Here is a 17,386-nt window from a genome sequence, read left to right on the forward strand (position 1 = left end):
GAAGCCCCGCCATCAGCGGCTGCGGTAGCTCAGTGGTAGAGCACTCCCTTGGTAAGGGAGAGGTCGAGAGTTCAATCCTCTCTCGCAGCACCAGTTGATCTCTCCAAATCATCGGCTGATGACACCACCTGCCACCCGAGCCACGGATCAGGCGGGCATCGACTATATCGACTATCATGTTAGCCTCGGGAATCCGTCGGTGGCAGGCAAGGCGTGATGTGAGCTGTTTCCGCGGCTCGGATCATTCCTGTAAAAATTTTTCCAGATTTGACACCATTTCACAAAATTGTAAGATAATCGTCTTCCGTCAGCGATAGGCGATGACCATGTCCATCCGTGAAGAACTGGCCAACACGACCGTGGCGTTCACCTCCGCGGAAGAGAAGATCGTTCAGGTCCTGCTTGCCGACTATCCGATGTCGGGGCTGGGTACGGCGACCCGGCTGGCGCGGCGGGCCGGTGTCAGCGACCCGAGCGTGACGCGGCTGATGACCAAGCTTGGCTATGTCGGCTTTGCCGACTTCCAGGCACGCCTGCTCACCGAAGTCGAATCCAGGCTGCATTCGCCGCTTCTGATGATGGAGGCCAAGCGTCCGGGCGGCTCCAGCGAAGGCACCGCACTCGCCTATTTCCATTCGGTTTCCGACAGCCTGGAGCGCACGCGCACGGCGGTGCCGGTGCAGGCCTATACGCGCGCCGTCAACATGCTGCTCGAGAGCAAGGGCCAGGTCGTGCTGCTGGGCGGCCGGTTCAGCCGGCATATCGCCTCGATGCTTGCCGGCTACCTCCTGCAGTTCCGCTCCGGCGTGCGCGACATCGGTTCGTTGAGCCCGGCCGATTTCGACCTGTTGATCGACCTTGGCAAGCGCGACCTTCTCGTCGTCTTCGACTATCGGCGCTATCAGTCGGATGTGGTGAGTTTTGCCCAGCAGGCAAAGGAACGTGGCGTTTCCATCCTGCTGTTCACCGATGTGTGGCTGTCGCCTATATCGGATATCGCCGACCTGACCATGGTCGCGGCGATCGACGCCAATTCGCCTTTTGACACGCTGGCGACCGCCGTTGCCCAGATGGAAACCGTCTTTGCCCATGCGCTGGAAGGCCATGGCGCCGGGGTGCGCAAGCGCATCGAGGACATCGAGAAGATCCGCAGCGCCAACGCGGTCACCCTCGATGCCATGCTGTCGCCTGCGGCGGATGACGCCGCCAAACCAAAAACCACCAGGAAATAGCGTCGATGCGCCCGGCGCCGCGATGCAAGGAAGGAACCGCCAATGCCTGACAACCAAGCCATCATCGACGCCGTGCAGGCTCAGATCGAGGCCGATCGCGACTGGTTGATCGGGCTGACCCGCGACATGGTCCGTATCCCCTCGGTCAACCCCAAATTCGAGCCCAATCCGGCGATCAACCGCGAGGCGGATGTCCAGGCGCTGCTCGAGCCGATCCTCAAGCAGGACGGTTTCAAGACTGAACAATGGGATGCCTTGCCCGGCCGGCCCAATCTGGTCGGCGAATGGGCGGGCGACGAGGACCGCAGTCTGATCCTGTGCGGCCATATCGACGTCGTGCCGGTCGGCGCGATGAAGGACTGGTCGGTCGATCCGTTCGGCGGCGAGATCACCAATGGCCGCCTCTATGGCCGCGGCGCCGTCGACATGAAGGGCGGCGTCGCCGCTTGCGTCGCTGCCGCACATGCGATCCGCAAGGCGGGCATCACGCTGCAAGGCCGGCTGGCCATCCACTCCGTCGTCGATGAGGAAGCCGGCGGCTTCGGCGCCATGGATGCGGTCAAGAAGGGCAAGCTCGCCAAGGCGGTGCTGGTCGCCGAACCGACCTGGGGCGATGTCCTGCCGGTCGAAGGCGGGCTCGAATGGGCGCGGGTGACGATCCGTGGCCGCAACGCCCATTCGGCACTGCGCTACAACGAGATCTATCCGCAGCGCCACGACAAGGACCGGCTGGAGCCGGGCGTCAACGCGATCGAGATCGCCGCCCGCTTCATCGGCGCCGTGCGCCAGTATGAGCTGGACCGCACGCGGGCGAGATCCCATCCGCTGCTGCCGCTCGGCATGAACACCATCAACATCGGCGTCATGCATGGCGGCACCGGCCTTGGCGAACACGGCCTGCCGACGGTGATGACCAACCCGGCCATCATTCCCGATGTCGCGGTGCTCGACCTCGATATGAAATTCCTGCCGGACGAGAACTCGGCCGACTATCGCCGCGACTTCGAGGCTTTCGTCCATCATTTCGCGCAGACCGATGCGTGGCTGCGCGACAATCCGCCTGCGATCCAGTGGGAACTCGGCGGGCTGTATTTCCCGCCGATGAACACGCCGGTCGATCATCCGCTGGTGACCTCGCTGATGAAGCGCAAGGCCATGGTCGGCAAGGCGCCGCAGGCGCGCGGCTTCGTCGCTGTGTGTGATGCCGCGCACTATGCCGGTGCTGGCGTCGACGGTGTCATCTTCGGTCCGTCGGGCGACGGTTTTCATGGTTCCGACGAATATGTCGAAGTCGAATCGGTGGTCGAGACCGCCAAGGTGATCGCCGCGTCGGTCATCGACTGGTGCGGCGTGCGTTGAACGGCGGCGCCATCAGGGCAATCGGTTCACGTTTGCGCTGCCCAATCAGGCGGAAGCATTGCTTTGATGGAAGGTCGCCCCCCACTCCGTCGAGCTTCGCTGGACACCTCTCCCTCGATCGACGAGGGAGAGGAAAGGCGCGAGCTTTAGCAAGGTTGGCTCCTTTCCTCTCCCTCCGGAGGCTAGGGCATATACATATCTCAGGCATTCGCGGAATCCGACCCAGCCAAGGCGAGTCAATCCGCCGCACCGAGATATGTATATGCCCTAGCGTCGATCGGGGGAGAGGAAAGGCGCGAGTTCACCAGCCTTGGCGCCCTTCCTCTCCCTCCGGAGGGGGGAGAGGTGGCGCTGCGAAGCAGCGACGGAGTGGGGGAAGCCATTCGCCAACGCGCAGCCGCCGCAAGACAGGCACAACCCTGCGGAGGGGAAATGCCCGACAGGGCAATGAGGGGCCGCGCCGACTTCGGCAGATTGATCCTGCTCCGAAACCGTCAGGCCGGGCGCTTCAAGCGTCCGGCGACGGCGCCCCATGAAGCCTTGATCATGCCGACCAGCCCGCTCGGGTAGGCCAGCATCACGCCGATGATCAGCACCGCCGTGATCATCGGCCGCCACGCGCCGAAATCGGCCATCCATTCGGCGAAGATCGTCAGCACGAAAGAGGCGATGATGGCGCCGTAAATGGTGCTGGTGCCGCCAAGCAGCACCATCGACAGGATGATGGTCGCCAGACTCATGCCGAAGACGTCGATCGAGGCATTGCGCTGATAGGCGGCGTAGAAGGCGCCGGCAATGCCGGTGAAGAAGGCGCTCGCGGCAAGCGTCAGCATGCGCTGGCGCACGATCGAGACGCCGCGGCTGATGGCGTATTCCTCATTGTCCCGCAAGGCGACGATGCTGGCCCCGGCGCGCGAGCGCACGAACACGCGCAGGAACAGCGTGCTCGCCACCAGCAACGCCAGCGCGATGTAGAAATAGGCGAATTTGCCGTCGCGGACCATGTTGTGGTCGAAGACGTAAAGCCCGGGAATGCGGACCAACCCTTGCGTGCCGCCGGTGATGGCGGACTGGCTGATGATCACCTGCATGACCAGCTGGGCGAAGCCGAAGGTGACCAGGATGATGTAGATGCCCTTCAGCCGCAGGATCGGGATGGTCACCAGGATCGCTGCCAGCGTGGCGATGACACCGCTGGCAAACAGCGCGATCCACGGGTCGAATTCGGCCAGCTTGGTCAGCAGGCTGTAGGCATAGACGCCGATGCCGAACAAAGCGAGATGGCCGAAATTGAAGACGCCGCCATAGCCGAGGCTGAGATCCCAGTTCGAGGCGACGATGGCGTAGATGAAGGCCATGATCAGGATGTGGCGGGCATAGGTGTCGCCGAAGATTAGCGGCAGCAGCGCCAGCAGCGCGAAGCCGAGCACGAAGCCGATGGCCTCCTGCTTCCACGGCGTGCGGCCGGGAGCGATCGGGATCGCCGTCTCTGTGCGGCCAAGGGCGATCGATGATGTCGTGTCGGTCATGCGAGGCCTCGGGAGCGGCTGGCGAAAATGCCCTCGGGGCGCACCATCAGGGTCAGGATCAGCACGCCGAACAGCAATGCCGGCGTCCAGTAGAGGCCGAAATAATAGCTGCAGGCGGCCTCGAAGAAGCCGATCAGATAGGCGGCGAAGATCGGTCCCGAAATGCTCGATATGCCGCCGAAAACGACGACGATCAGTGCCTTGAGCAGCGGATCGCTGCCCATCACCGGTGACATGAAACGATAGCCGCCCATGAAGATGCCGGCGAGCCCGGCCAGCGAGGCGGCGATGGCGAAGGCCAGCCCGTAGAGCGCCGTGACGTTCAGCCCGACAAGGTGGCTGGCATCTTCGTTCTGCGCCACGGCGCGCAGCGCCAGCCCGAGCCGCGTGCGATTGAGGAACATCCACAGTGCGGCCAGGATCAGCGGCGTGATGACGATGATGGCGATCTGGTGCAGCGACACGCCGACGCCGCCGATGGTGGCATTGCCGGCGATCAAAGCGGGGATCTGCTTGGAGCGCGGCCCCCAGACGGTCAAGGCGCCGTTCTCGATCAGCGATCCGGCCGCCAGCGTGGTGATGACGACGACCAATACGATGTTGGGCCGCCCGATCAGCGGCCGCACGACGCTCGCCTGCAGGATCCAGCCGACGCCGGCCATGACGACGACGGCGATCGGAAAGGCGATCATCGCAGGCAGGCCGAGTTCGACCAATTGCCAGGCGATGTAGGCGCCCAGCATCATGAACACGCCATGGCTGAAATTGAACACGCCGATCGTCGTCCAGACGAGCGCGAGCCCGACTGCCATCATGGCGTAGAGGGAGCCCTGGAACAGGCCGCCGAACAGGATTTCCGCCAATGCGCTCATTTTCGGATCCTCGAGCATTTTGCAGCCAAGCGGCATCGCTTGGCGTCGCAGAAATGCGGCAAAAACAAATCGATAGAGCGGGATGCCAGGTTCAATTCAATTGCATCCCGCTCTAATGGCCAAAATACATCGACATGATCTCGCCGTGGTCGAGGCTTTCGCCCGGCTTGATCTCGGTCGCCACCGCGCCATGATTGACGAGATAGAGTTGCTGCGTCAGCTCCAGCAGGAATTCGATGTCCTGCTCGACGACGATGAGCGGCACGCCGCCGCGCGAAATGTCCATGACGGAGGCGCAGAGCTCGTCCTTGATCTTGGGCGCCAGCCCAAGGGTCGGTTCGTCGAGGATCAGCAAGCGCGGATGGCTCATCAGCGCGGTACCGATCGACACCATCTGGCGCTCGCCGCCCGACAGCGTGCGCACGCGCTGGCGCCAGCGTTCCGCCAGTTTGGGGAACAGCTTGATCACCTTCTCGCGATTCTCCGCCTCATGCGGCCGGGCTCGCGGCGAATAGGCGCCGAGCGCCATGCAGTCGGCGATCGAGAGATCCGGAAACAGCCGGTTGCCTTGCGGCACATGGATCAGGCCGGCGCCGACGATGGCACGCGCGCTGTGGCCGGCAATGTCCTGTCCGTCGAACCGGATGCGGCCGCTCTTCGGCTGCAACAACCCGGAGATCGCGCGCAGCAGCGTCGTCTTGCCATGGCCGTTGGGGCCGAACAGGCCGACATTGCCGAAGCGGCCGGCCTCCAGCGAGATGTCGTGCAGCACGGTGACGCGGCCATAGCCGGCGGTGACGCCTTCGACGCTGAGAATGGGGTTCACGCCGCCGACCTCCTCGTGCCGAGATAGGCTTCGATGACGTGCGGGTCGGCGATCACGCCTGCCGGATCGCCAGCGGCCAGGATGCGGCCATTGTTGAGCACCAGCAGGTGTTGAGACAGGCTCATCAGGAAGGTCAGCACATGCTCGATCAGAAGGATGGTGATGCCGCGTCCGGCGGTGCGGCGGATCAGGCCGATCGATGTCTCGATCTCGGGCTTGGTCAGGCTCGACGCCGGTTCGTCGAGCAAGAGCATGCGCGGCTGCATGGCAATCGCCGTGGCTAGCATCAGGCATTTGCGCTCGAACACGGACAGTTCGCCGGCAAGCCTGCCAAAAGATGCGGATCCCAGGCCGACGAATTCCAACGCCTCGGCGGCCGCATTGCGCGCCGTGGCAGCCGTTTTTTCCTGCTTTCCGTAGCTGGCGCCGATCAGCGCGTTCTCGAACACGGTCAGCCCGTCGAAGCTGGTCTCGCGCTGAAACGTACGGGCAAGGCCGAGCCCCGCGATGGCGTGTCCCGATTTGCCGTTGATGGCATTTCCGTCAAACCGGATGCTGCCCCGGTCCGGGCCGAACGGGATGCCGGTGATGATGTTGAACAGCGTGCTCTTGCCGCTGCCGTTCGGGCCGGCGATGCCAAAGATCTCGCCGGCCTCGACCTTGAACGACACGCCATCGACGGCCTTCAGCGAACCGAAGGCCTTCGACACGTCGTCCAGTTCAAGCAGGGCCATTCCTCACTGCATCCAGGGCTGGAGCTTGAAGGCGCCGGTGGCGTATTTCTCCGGAGAAATCAGCGTGCGCTTGCCGTCCCAGATCTGGAAGAAGGTGATCGGGATATAGTCGTCGCCCTGTGTGGCAAGGTGGGTGGCAGGATCGAATTTCAGCCGCCCTTCAGCGACCTGCTTGTCGGTCTCCGACAGTGCCTTCATGATCGCCGCATGGTCGGATGCGCCGCCGACCTTCTTGATCGCGTCGAAATAGACATTGGTCATTTCGTAGAGGCCGACACCATAGGTGCCGCTCTCGACGCCGTATTTTGCCTTGAACTTGGCCGCCACCTCATCGGCGCGCGGGTTCTTCGGCGTCGTCAGCGCGCCGCCGAGCAGATTGTAGATGACACCGTCAGATTTCTTGCCGGTCAGCTCGACGAACTCCGGCACGCTCGGCGCGTATTGCAGGAAGACGAGGCTCTTGGTCGGCTGTTCGAGGAACTGGTTGAGGAAGGATGCGGAATTGCCCGGCAGATAGTCGGTGTTGATAACGACATCGGGAACGTTCTCGCGCACCTTGGCCAGGATCGAGCGCCAGTCGGTCACTTCGCCGAACGGCACGATCTCATCGACGGTGATGGTCCAGCCCTTCTCCTTGAAGGTCTTCTTCATGCCTTCGGAGATGGTTTTCGAATAGGCGTTGTCGGACGAGATGATGGCGACCTTCTTGGTCGGCAAGGTGATCTTGCCGTCGGCCGCGAGCTTCTCGACGAACAGGGTGACGTCGGTGTTGTAGGCGTCGAAGGAAGGCGTCAGCGACCAGCAGCACATATATTTGTCAGGGCTCGGCGCGATGATGTCCCTGGTCTGCTGCGAGGTTGCCGCGAGCATGTAAGGCATCTCCGCCTCGGCCATGTTGTCGATCTCGAAATTGGTCAGGCTGGCATAGCCGGTCAGCATGAAATGCACGCCCGGATCGCCAAGCAGGCGCTCGACTGCGCTGGTGACGTTGCCTGCGGACTGATCCTTGACGTCGCCGACCACCAGTTCGAACGTGTCCCCGGCAACGCCGCCGGCCGCGTTGGCCTCGTCGATAGCCATCTGCACGCCGCGCTGGAATTCCTGGCCATCCGCAGCGGCAGGGCCGGTCAGCGGCGCAAGCAGGCCGATCTTGACGACATCGGCGAAGGCGGGGGCGCCTGATGCGGCAAACATGCCGATCAGCGTCGTGCTCATCAGCATATGGCGGATTCGACTTGCGGCGGATTTGGGTTTCATCGTGCTGTTCCCTGTTTTCCTCCCGTTCATCGGGAGTTGGATAATTGACAATCTACGCATAATTGTTCTTATTTGAAAAGGATTTTTCAGCGCAACCTGACCGGGAAATGTTTGCGGCGGGGACACGGGAAACAGTGGCGCTTTGTTGCGCAACTGCTTCAAAACAGGGCAATCCCAGACGGAGCGGACAATGACGATCTCGCAGAAGACCCTTGAAACCAGCCACGGCAAGATCGCGGTGCGCCAGACCAGCGGCCAGGGAACCGCTGTCATGCTGATCCACGGCAATTCGTCTTCCAGCGCCGTTTTCCGCAACCAGTTGGACGGCCCATTGGGCGAGCGCTACCACATGATCGCTCCCGATCTGCCCGGCCACGGAGCGTCTGGCGATGCGATCGATCCGGAGCGCTCCTACAGCATGGAAGGCTATGCCGATGCCATGACCGAAGTGCTCGGGCTGCTCGGTATCGACAAGGCAATCGTCTTCGGCTGGTCGCTCGGCGGCCATATCGGGCTGGAGATGATCGACCGCTTTCCCGGCCTGCTCGGGCTGATGATCACCGGCACGCCGCCTGTATCGCCAGAGGAGGTCGGCAACGGCTTCAAGTCAAGCCCGCATATGCACCTTGCCGGACAGGAAACCTTCAGCGCGGACGATGTTGAGGCCTATGCGCGCAGCACCTGCGGCGAGCCGTTCGAACCGTTTCTCATCGACACGGTGGCGCGCACCGACGGGCGGGCGCGGCGCCTGATGTTCGAGAAGTTCGCGGCCGGCACCGGCAGGAACCAGCGCGAGATCGTCGCCGGCAAGACGCCGCCGATCGCCGTTCTGAATGGCATCGACGAGCCTTTCGTCGACACCGATTTCGTCTCGGCTGTGAAATTCTCCAATCTATGGGAAGGCAAGGCCCACCTGCTCGACAAATCCGGCCATGCGCCGTTCTGGGATTCGCCGGATCGCTTCGATCCGATCTTTGCCCGCTTCCTGGCAAGCGTCGACAAAGCATAGGTTCGTCCGAAAGGCCTGCGCCACCGACCAGCCGCCACCGACCAGCCGCCATCGACCAGAATGTTGGCGCCGGTGATCATCGACGCGGCCAGCGAGGCCGATGCGGCCGAGCTGAATGTGGCCCAGCACATGGGCGTGAAAGTCCGGCTCGGCAACGAACGCGTGACAATGGCGAGTATCTGCCGTATATTGACATAAAGATATCCTTATGTGACATGAAAAGGCTTGTCGCCAAAGGGATAAAAAATGTCGCAGAATTCTGCACCGCTGGACGACTTGTTCGGCCCCGTCGCGGCAAAGCCGGACGGGTCGGAGGTGCTTGCGGCGCTCACTGCGGCGGCGCGCGAACGCATCCTCATCCTTGACGGCGCCATGGGCACACAGATCCAGGGGCTCGGCTTCGACGAAGACCATTTCCGCGGCGAGGCCTTCGCCGGCTGCGCCTGCCACCAGCAGGGCAACAACGACCTTCTGATCCTGACCCAGCCCAAGGCGATCGAGGAGATCCACTATCAGTACGCCATCGCAGGCGCCGACATCCTCGAAACCAACACCTTCTCTTCGACCTCGATCGCCCAGGCCGATTACGGCATGGAAGATGCCGTCTATGCGTTGAACCGCGACGGCGCGCGGCTGGTGCGGCGCGCAGCGGTGAGGGCGCAGCAGGAAGACGGCAAACGCCGCTTCGTCGCCGGCGCGCTGGGGCCGACCAACCGTACCGCCTCGATGTCGCCCGACGTCAACAATCCCGGCTACCGCGCGGTGACCTTTGACGATCTACGCCTCGCCTATGGCGAGCAGCTGCGTGGGTTGATCGATGGCGGCGCCGACATCATCCTGATCGAGACCATCTTCGACACGCTGAACGCAAAGGCAGCGATCTTCGCAGCGGAAGAGATCTTCAACGAGAAGGGCGTGCGCCTGCCGGTGATGATCTCCGGCACCATCACGGATCTCTCCGGCCGCACGCTGTCGGGCCAGACACCGACCGCCTTCTGGCATTCGGTGCGCCATGCCAGCCCCTTTACCATCGGCCTCAACTGCGCGCTCGGCGCCAATGCCATGCGTGCGCATCTGGCCGAAATATCAGGCGTCGCCAACACCTTCACCTGCGCCTATCCGAATGCGGGCTTGCCCAATGAATTCGGTAGGTATGACGAATTCCCGGAATTCATGGCCGCGCAGATCGAGGATTTCGCCCGCGAGGGACTGGTCAATGTTGTCGGTGGCTGCTGCGGTTCGACGCCGGAGCACATCCGCGCCATCGCCGAAGCCGTGAAGAAATATCCGCCACGGGCCATTCCGGACATCGAACCCAGGATGCGCCTGTCTGGGCTGGAGCCGTTCACGCTCACCGACGAGATTCCCTTCGTCAATGTCGGCGAGCGCACCAACGTCACCGGCTCGGCCAAATTCAGGAAGCTGATCACGGCGGGCGACTATGTCGCCGCGCTCGACGTGGCGCGCGACCAGGTCGCCAATGGCGCCCAGATCATCGACATCAACATGGATGAGGGGCTGATCGATTCGAAGAAGGCGATGGTTGATTATCTCAACCTGATCGCCGCCGAGCCGGACATAGCCCGCGTTCCCGTCATGGTCGACAGTTCGAAGTGGGAGATCATCGAGGCCGGGCTGAAATGCGTGCAGGGCAAGCCGCTGGTCAACTCCATCTCGATGAAGGAAGGCGAGGCTGCGTTCCTTCATCATGCGAGGCTGGTGCGGGCCTACGGCGCGGCGGTGGTCGTCATGGCCTTCGACGAGGACGGCCAGGCCGACACCAAGGCGCGCAAGGTCGAAATCTGCACCCGCGCCTACAAGCTCCTGACCGAGCAGGCCGGCTTCCCGCCCGAGGACATTGTCTTCGACCCCAATGTCTTCGCGGTCGCCACCGGCATCGAGGAGCACGACAATTACGGCGTCGACTTCATCGAGGCGACGGGCGAGATCACCGCGACGCTGCCGCATGTCCACATTTCGGGCGGCGTGTCGAACCTGTCCTTCTCGTTCCGCGGCAACGAGCCGGTGCGCGAGGCCATGCATGCGGTGTTCCTCTACCATGCCATCCAGCGCGGCATGGACATGGGCATCGTCAATGCCGGTCAGCTCGCCGTCTACGACACGATCGAGCCGGCGCTGCGCGAGGCCTGTGAGGATGTCGTGCTCAACCGTGTGCCCAAGGCCGGCGGCACCGCCACCGAACGCATGCTGGAGATTGCCGAACGCTTCAAGGGCACGGCGGGCCAGGAGGCCAAGGAGCGCGATCTCGCCTGGCGCGAATGGACGGTCGAACAGCGGATCAGCCATGCTCTGGTCAACGGCATCACCGAATTCATCGACGCCGACACCGAGGAAGCACGGCTGGCCGCCGAGCGTCCGCTGCATGTCATCGAAGGCCCGCTGATGGCCGGCATGAACGTCGTCGGCGACCTGTTCGGCGCCGGAAAAATGTTCCTGCCGCAAGTGGTGAAGTCCGCGCGGGTGATGAAACAGGCGGTGGCCGGATTGCTGCCGCATATGGAGGCTGAGAAGCTGGCCAATGCCGCCAACGGCATCGACAATGGCGAGCGTCAGACGGCGGGCAAGATCCTGATGGCGACGGTGAAGGGCGATGTCCACGACATCGGCAAGAACATCGTCGGCGTCGTGCTCGCCTGCAACAATTACGAGATCATCGATCTCGGCGTCATGGTGCCGGCAGCGAAAATCCTGCAGACAGCGCGCGACCAAAATGTCGACATCATCGGCCTGTCCGGCCTGATCACCCCGTCGCTCGACGAGATGGTGCACATGGCCGCCGAAATGGAGCGCGAAGGCTTCGACATTCCGCTGCTGATCGGCGGCGCGACGACCAGCCGCGTGCACACGGCGGTGAAAATCCACCCGCGCTACACCAAGGGCCAGACGGTCTATGTCACCGACGCCAGCCGGGCGGTCGGCGTCGTCTCGTCCTTGCTGTCGAACGAGACCAAGGGCGGCTATGTCGACACCGTGCGCGGCGAATACAAGAAGGTCGCCGATGCGCATGCCCGCTCCGAAGCCGACAAGCAGCGGCTGCCGCTGGCCAAGGCGAGGGCTAATGCGCACCAGATCGACTGGTCTGCCTATGAGCCGCCGAAGCCGTCTTTTACCGGCGTCAAGGTGTTCGAGAACTGGGATCTCACGGAACTCGCACGCTACATCGATTGGACACCGTTCTTCCAGACCTGGGAGTTGAAGGGCCGCTATCCGAAGATCCTCGAAGACGAGGCGCAAGGTGCCGCCGCGCGCCAACTGTTCGAGGATGCGCAGGCGATGCTGAAAAAGATCATTGCCGAAAAATGGTTCGCCCCGCGCGGCGTCATCGGTTTCTGGCCGGCCAATGCCGTCGGCGACGACATCAGGCTGTTCGCGGATGAGGCACGCTCGCAGGAACTGGCCACGTTCTTCACCCTGCGCCAGCAACTGACCAAGCGCGACGGCAAGGCCAATGTCGCGCTGTCGGATTTTGTCGCGCCGGCCGACGGCGGCAAGCCCGACTATATCGGCGGCTTCATCGTCACCGCCGGTATCGAGGAGGTGGCGATCGCCGAGCGTTTCGAGCGGGCGAATGACGATTATTCGTCGATCATGGTCAAGGCGCTGGCCGATCGCTTCGCCGAAGCCTTTGCCGAGCGCATGCATGAGAAGGTGCGCAAGGAGTTCTGGGGCTACGTGCCAGACGAATCGTTGGCGCCCGACGAGCTGATCGGCGAACCCTATCGCGGCATCCGCCCGGCGCCCGGCTATCCGGCGCAGCCCGACCACACCGAAAAGGCCACACTGTTCCGGCTGCTTGACGGTGAGGGCAATGCGGGCGTGAGCCTGACCGAAAGCTATGCGATGTGGCCGGGCTCGTCCGTGTCGGGGATCTATCTGTCGCATCCCGAAAGCTATTATTTCGGCGTCGCCAAGGTCGAACGCGATCAGGTCGAGGATTATGCGCGCCGCAAGGCCATGCCCTTGGCCGAGGTCGAGCGCTGGCTCGGACCCATCCTCAACTACGTGCCGGCACACTATGCCGAGGCGGCTGAATAGCGGCCGCAAGTTCTCTTGTCGGCGAGGCCAGACGGCAACCACACATCGCCATGACATCGTCGAGACACGATGTGCCAATATCGGGCTCTGCGCTGGTGGCTGGCCCATGATCCAGGACAGCGATAAACCCAAGGCAGCCATCTTTGCAGTTGGAGCGCCGAATGACCGTACTCACACGCCGCAGACTTTTGAAGACGGCTGCGGTTGCCGGCGCGGGCGGGATCGGGTTGTCTGCACTGGGTCGACTTGGCGGCTGGGCCGCTGCCACATCTGAGCCGGTGGTTTTGCAGACGGCAAAAATCCAGGCGAAGCTGATGGATGTCGGCCAGACCAGGGATGTGCTGACCTATGGCAATGCCGGAATGCCGCCCGTGCTCAGAATGAAAAAGGGCGAGCCCTTCACGGCCCGCCTGGTCAACGCGATCGACGATCCGACGACGATCCACTGGCATGGCATTCGCGTTCCAAATAAGATGGACGGCGTCCCGTTCCTGGTCCAGCCCTACGTCTACACCGGCGATCATTTCGATTACGCCTTCACCCCGCCCGACGCCGGGACCTTCTGGTACCACCCGCATTGCAACACGCTGGAGCAGATGGGCCACGGCCTGACGGGCGTGATCGTGGTCGAAAACCCCGGCGATCCGGAATTCGATGCCGAAATGGTCGTCAATCTGCGCGACTGGCGCCTCGGCGACGACGGCCAGTTCATCGACCAGTTCCGGCCACGCGATGCCGCAAAAACCGGCACCTACGGCACGATGCGCACCGCCAACTGGCTCGATCAGCCGCAATATGACGCGCCGGCTGGCGGACTGGTGCGGCTCAGGGTCGCCATCACCGACGTCACCCGCATCTATGCCTTTCGCGTCGACGGCGCCGAGGCAACCGTCATTGCGCTCGACGGGAACCCGGTACCGCAGCGTTTTTCTCCCGATGCCTTGCTGCTTGGACCCGGCCAGCGCATGGAATTGGCCATCCGCATGCCCGACGACGAGGGTGCGATCGTGAGCCTGAGGGACGTCAGGGGCACCAAGCCAAAAATCCTGGCGACCGTGCGCGCGACAGGAAACTCCCTCAAGCGCGACATTCGCGATGTTGCACCCCTGGAGGTCAATCCGGTGGCGGAGGTGGATCTCACCAGCGCCCAGCACATTTCCCTGGCGCTCAGCGCCACGGCGGAAAACATCCCGAGCGACGGCATCTGCGGTTCGCTTGGCTACAGTTTCTGGGCCATCAACAAGGTGCCGTGGCCCGGCGATACGCCGGATCCGACCGCACCGCTGGCCGAATTGAAGCTTGGCAGGAGCTATGTCATCGACATGGAGAACCTGACGCCGCAATCCCATCCGATGCATCTGCACGGCATGAGCTTCAAGGTGCTGTCATCCTCGACGCGCCAGGTTCAGCCTGTGATTTCCGACACCTATCTCATCCAGCCCAACGAGAAGGTTCAACTCGGCTTCGTCGCCGACAATCCCGGCGACTGGCTGCTGCACTGCCACATCATCGAGCATCAGAAATCGGGAATGACGAGCTACGTCAGGGTGGTGTGAAGCCGCGCCCGACGGTTTCGTTGGCAAAAGGGGGCGGTTCCCTGCTATTGCCGCCTCCAAATCAAGAAACATGGACAACCTGCATGACCAATGTCGCCCTGACCGGCCTTGCCCGCGATCTCGCCAGGCGTGCCGCCGAGGGCCGCCCTGTGCGCATCGGCGTCATCGGTTCGGGCGAGATGGGCACTGATCTGGTCACCCAAGGCATGCTGATGCCGGGCATTTCGGTTTGCGCCGTCTCGACACGCCGCCCGCACACCGCGCGCGATGCCATCCGCATCGCCTATGGCGACGAAGCCATGGCGGTCGAGGCCGACACCGCCTCGAAGGTCACCGGCGCCATCGAAAACGGCAAGATCGCCATCACCTCCAACGAGATGCTGGTCACCAATCCGCTGATCGACGTCGTCATCGACGCCACCGGCAAGCCGGGTGTCGCCGCCGATTTCGACCTGAAGGCGATGGAGCACGGCAAGCATCTGGTGATGATGAACGTCGAGGCCGACGTCACCATCGGCTGCTATCTCAAGCAGCAAGCCGACCGGCTTGGCGTCGTCTATTCGGTGGGTGCGGGCGACGAGCCGTCGAGCTGCATGGAGCTGATCGAGTTCGCGTCGGCGCTCGGGCTAACCATCGTCTCGGCCGGCAAGGGCAAGAACAACCCGCTCAACCACGACGCCGTGCCGGACGACTATCGCGCGGAAGCGATCCGCCGCAACATGAACCCGCGTATGCTGGTCGAGTTCGTCGACGGTTCGAAAACCATGGTCGAGATGTGCGCCATCGCCAACGCCACCGGGCTGGTGCCGGATGTGCCCGGCATGCACGGCCCGAAGGCCGACCGCGACGACCTCGCCAAGGTGCTCATTCCGCGCGAGGATGGTGGGCTATTGCTGAAGAAAGGCGTCGTCGACTACACGGTCGGCAAGGGCGTCGCGCCCGGCGTCTTCGTCATCGTCGAGGCGACGCATCCGCGCATCATCGAGCGCTTGGACGATCTGCATATAGGCCACGGCCCCTATTACAGCCTGTTCCGGCCCTATCATTTGACCTCGCTTGAAGTGCCGCTGACCGCCGCCCGCATCATGCTTTTCGGCAAGCCCGACATGGTGCCGTTGCCAAGGCCGGTGGCCGAAGTGTGCGCCGTCGCCAAGCGCGACCTTGCCACCGGCGAGACCTTCGATGCGATCGGCGAGACCTGCTACCGTTCCTGGACCATGACCGTCAGCGAAGCCCGCGCCCAGCGCGCCGTGCCGGTCGGCCTGCTCGAGGGCGGCAAGGTGCTGAGGCCGGTCAGGAAAGGCGAGTTGCTGACCGCCGACAATGCGTCGCCCGACCAGACGACGAGACTGTTCGCCTTGCGCCGGCTGCAGGACGAGATGCTGTACGGAAAATAGTCCGTTATGGCGCTGTCATGACAAATACACTATGTTGTAGTGGCAAATGTCACTAAGGACAGGCCAATGAATCTCCAGATCAGGGATCCGCGTGCGCGTGAACTGGCACGGCGGCTCGCCGCCAAACGTAAGATTTCCATGACTGAGGCGGTCATCGAAGCGCTTGAATCCGAACTGAAGCGGGAAGGGGGACTCATTCCCCTGGCGGACCGACTGGCTGCCATTGCCAGCGATCTCAAAGCCAGAGCCGGCCAGGGCGGCCGGCCTGTGGCCAAAGATGAGATCGACGACATGTGGGGACATCCCTGATGTTTGTAGACACCTCCGTGGTTGTCGCAATACTTTCGGAAGAAGGGGATGCCCGCGAGTGGAGCAACCGCATCGGGGCAGCACCGCGCAAGATAACCTCTGCGCTGGTAGTGCTCGAAGCGGCAATGCGGCTCTCCACCATGCTTGCCGTCGAGCCTCTTGTCGCTGAAGCGGCGATAGAGGCTTTTCTGCGTGAAGCCGAAATCGAAATCGTGCCGATCGACGCTGGTGACGCCAAGCTCGCGGTCCAGGCCTTTTCAGACTATGGAAAGGGACGAGGGCATCCCGCCCAGCTCAATCTCGCCGATTGCCTGTCCTATGCTTGCGCGAAGAGCCACGGCTCAGTGTTGCTCTACAAGGGCAATGACGTCTCGCATACGGATCTCGCTTAGCGGGACACATCCGCTCTATTTGCCCAACTCGATCGATCGCAACCGCGCTGCCTCGACTGCCTGGGTAAGCAGATTGGTCAGGCGGTCCTCACCCATCAGCACCGCCAGCGCTGCTGCCGTCGTCCCCTTGGGGCTGGTGACCTGCTGGCGCAGCACGCCCGGTTCCTCGCCGCTTTCGGCGGCGAGCGAGGCAGCACCGTAGACGGTCTGCATGGCGAGCAGCTTGGCGGTCGCCGTCGGCAGCCCGGCCTTCTCGGCGGCCACGGTCAGCGCCTCGATGAAATGAAAGATGTAGGCTGGCCCCGATCCCGATACGGCGGTCACCGCATCCATCAGGCCCTCGTCGTCGATGGTGGCTACCTCACCGCTCGCCGACAGCAGGTCGGCGACGAAACGCTTGGTGTCATCAGACACGAGCGGGTTGGAAAACACCACCATCATGCCCTTGCCGATCGCCGCGGGCGTGTTGGGCATGCAGCGCACAACCGGCGCGCGATTGCCCAGGATCTCCTCGAAGGTGGCGGTAGGCGTGCCGGCGGCAATGCTGACGAAGGTGGTGCGGCCATCGCCGAAACGCTTGTAGGCGGCGGTGACATCGCGGATCACCTGCGGCTTCACCGCGATGACGACGAGATCGGGCACGGCGTCTGCTGGAATATCGCCGGCATCGGCTGATGTGCCGCAGCCCAACGCTGCGGCGCGATTGCGTAGATCGGCATTGGGCTCGACCACGAAGACCGCTGATGGCGCAAGCTTGCCGGATTTCAGCCAGCCCGAGAGCATGGCGTAACCCATATTGCCGCAGCCGGCGAGAACAAGCCTGATCGTCATCGAAAGCCCTCCGAAGGAAGGCCTTCA

14 protein-coding genes, 1 tRNA gene and 1 pseudogene are annotated in these 17,386 nt (G+C 63.0%); 9 read left to right on the forward strand and 7 right to left on the reverse strand.

Annotated elements, in window-relative coordinates; genetic code table 11:
- The first annotated feature begins 18 nt into the window (after positions 1-18).
- The 3 genes from ACFOJ9_RS04555 (at position 19) to ACFOJ9_RS04565 (ending at position 2,591) form a co-directional block, all read left to right on the forward strand.
- A tRNA-Thr gene (locus tag ACFOJ9_RS04555) sits at positions 19-93 on the forward strand.
- Positions 94-326: 233 nt separating this feature from the next.
- A complete protein-coding gene (locus ACFOJ9_RS04560; protein WP_378977102.1) occupies positions 327-1,232 on the forward strand; it encodes a MurR/RpiR family transcriptional regulator in 906 nt (301 codons plus the stop codon).
- A 42-nt stretch (positions 1,233-1,274) separates the two neighbouring features.
- Positions 1,275-2,591: a M20 family metallopeptidase gene (locus ACFOJ9_RS04565; protein ID WP_378977104.1), complete on the forward strand. Its 1,317-nt coding sequence runs from the start codon at positions 1,275-1,277 to the stop codon at positions 2,589-2,591.
- A gap of 494 nt (positions 2,592-3,085) precedes the next feature.
- Here the strand turns inward: ACFOJ9_RS04565 and ACFOJ9_RS04570 are convergent, their stop codons facing one another.
- The 5 genes from ACFOJ9_RS04570 to ACFOJ9_RS04590 all read right to left on the reverse strand — a co-directional run bounded on the left by ACFOJ9_RS04570 (position 3,086) and on the right by ACFOJ9_RS04590 (position 7,809).
- Positions 3,086-4,120: a branched-chain amino acid ABC transporter permease gene (locus tag ACFOJ9_RS04570; RefSeq protein ID WP_378977106.1), complete on the reverse strand. Its 1,035-nt coding sequence runs from the start codon at positions 4,118-4,120 to the stop codon at positions 3,086-3,088.
- A complete protein-coding gene (locus ACFOJ9_RS04575) occupies positions 4,117-4,992 on the reverse strand; it encodes a branched-chain amino acid ABC transporter permease (protein ID WP_378977108.1) in 876 nt (291 codons plus the stop codon). Before ACFOJ9_RS04575 ends, ACFOJ9_RS04570 begins: the two co-directional genes overlap by 4 nt.
- 112 nt (positions 4,993-5,104) lie before the next feature.
- The gene (locus tag ACFOJ9_RS04580; protein ID WP_378977110.1) at positions 5,105-5,818 is read right to left on the reverse strand and encodes an ABC transporter ATP-binding protein; all 714 of its coding nucleotides are present in this window, start codon (positions 5,816-5,818) and stop codon (positions 5,105-5,107) included.
- Positions 5,815-6,552: an ABC transporter ATP-binding protein gene (locus ACFOJ9_RS04585; RefSeq protein WP_378977112.1), complete on the reverse strand. Its 738-nt coding sequence runs from the start codon at positions 6,550-6,552 to the stop codon at positions 5,815-5,817. The genes ACFOJ9_RS04580 and ACFOJ9_RS04585 overlap by 4 nt, the downstream gene beginning before the upstream one ends.
- Positions 6,553-6,555: 3 nt before the next feature.
- Positions 6,556-7,809 (reverse strand): ABC transporter substrate-binding protein, encoded by a 1,254-nt coding sequence (locus tag ACFOJ9_RS04590; RefSeq protein ID WP_378977114.1) that lies wholly within the window; start codon positions 7,807-7,809, stop codon positions 6,556-6,558.
- Between the two features lie 190 nt (positions 7,810-7,999).
- On the opposite strand from ACFOJ9_RS04590, the gene ACFOJ9_RS04595 reads away from it, so the two are divergent.
- Positions 8,000-8,818 (forward strand): alpha/beta fold hydrolase, encoded by an 819-nt coding sequence (locus ACFOJ9_RS04595; RefSeq protein WP_378977116.1) that lies wholly within the window; start codon positions 8,000-8,002, stop codon positions 8,816-8,818.
- Positions 8,819-8,850: 32 nt separating this feature from the next.
- On the opposite strand, the pseudogene ACFOJ9_RS04600 reads toward ACFOJ9_RS04595, so the two are convergent.
- A pseudogene (locus ACFOJ9_RS04600) lies at positions 8,851-8,977 on the reverse strand (3-oxoacyl-ACP reductase); the annotation flags it as partial.
- Between the two features lie 87 nt (positions 8,978-9,064).
- Between ACFOJ9_RS04600 and metH the strand changes: the two are divergent.
- The 5 genes from metH to ACFOJ9_RS04625 all read left to right on the forward strand — a co-directional run bounded on the left by metH (position 9,065) and on the right by ACFOJ9_RS04625 (position 16,528).
- Positions 9,065-12,874: a methionine synthase gene (gene metH, locus ACFOJ9_RS04605; RefSeq protein WP_378977118.1), complete on the forward strand. Its 3,810-nt coding sequence runs from the start codon at positions 9,065-9,067 to the stop codon at positions 12,872-12,874.
- 161 nt (positions 12,875-13,035) lie between these two features.
- Positions 13,036-14,430 (forward strand): multicopper oxidase family protein, encoded by a 1,395-nt coding sequence (locus tag ACFOJ9_RS04610; protein ID WP_378977120.1) that lies wholly within the window; start codon positions 13,036-13,038, stop codon positions 14,428-14,430.
- Between the two features lie 83 nt (positions 14,431-14,513).
- Positions 14,514-15,827: an NAD(P)H-dependent oxidoreductase gene (locus tag ACFOJ9_RS04615; protein ID WP_378977122.1), complete on the forward strand. Its 1,314-nt coding sequence runs from the start codon at positions 14,514-14,516 to the stop codon at positions 15,825-15,827.
- A gap of 66 nt (positions 15,828-15,893) precedes the next feature.
- Positions 15,894-16,136 (forward strand): type II toxin-antitoxin system VapB family antitoxin, encoded by a 243-nt coding sequence (locus ACFOJ9_RS04620; RefSeq protein WP_378977124.1) that lies wholly within the window; start codon positions 15,894-15,896, stop codon positions 16,134-16,136.
- Positions 16,136-16,528, forward strand: a complete 393-nt coding sequence (locus ACFOJ9_RS04625) for a type II toxin-antitoxin system VapC family toxin (protein ID WP_378977126.1) — start codon at positions 16,136-16,138, stop codon at positions 16,526-16,528. Before ACFOJ9_RS04620 ends, ACFOJ9_RS04625 begins: the two co-directional genes overlap by 1 nt.
- Before the next feature lie 15 nt (positions 16,529-16,543).
- Here ACFOJ9_RS04625 and proC read toward each other — a convergent pair whose 3' ends face one another.
- Positions 16,544-17,359 carry a pyrroline-5-carboxylate reductase gene (proC, locus tag ACFOJ9_RS04630; RefSeq protein WP_378977128.1) on the reverse strand — a complete coding sequence of 272 codons (816 nt, stop codon included), beginning with the start codon at positions 17,357-17,359 and terminating at the stop codon, positions 16,544-16,546.
- Positions 17,360-17,386: the final 27 nt, after the last annotated feature.

It is taken from the genome of Mesorhizobium cantuariense (assembly GCF_042647205.1).
Lineage (GTDB): Bacteria > Pseudomonadota > Alphaproteobacteria > Rhizobiales > Rhizobiaceae > Mesorhizobium > Mesorhizobium cantuariense.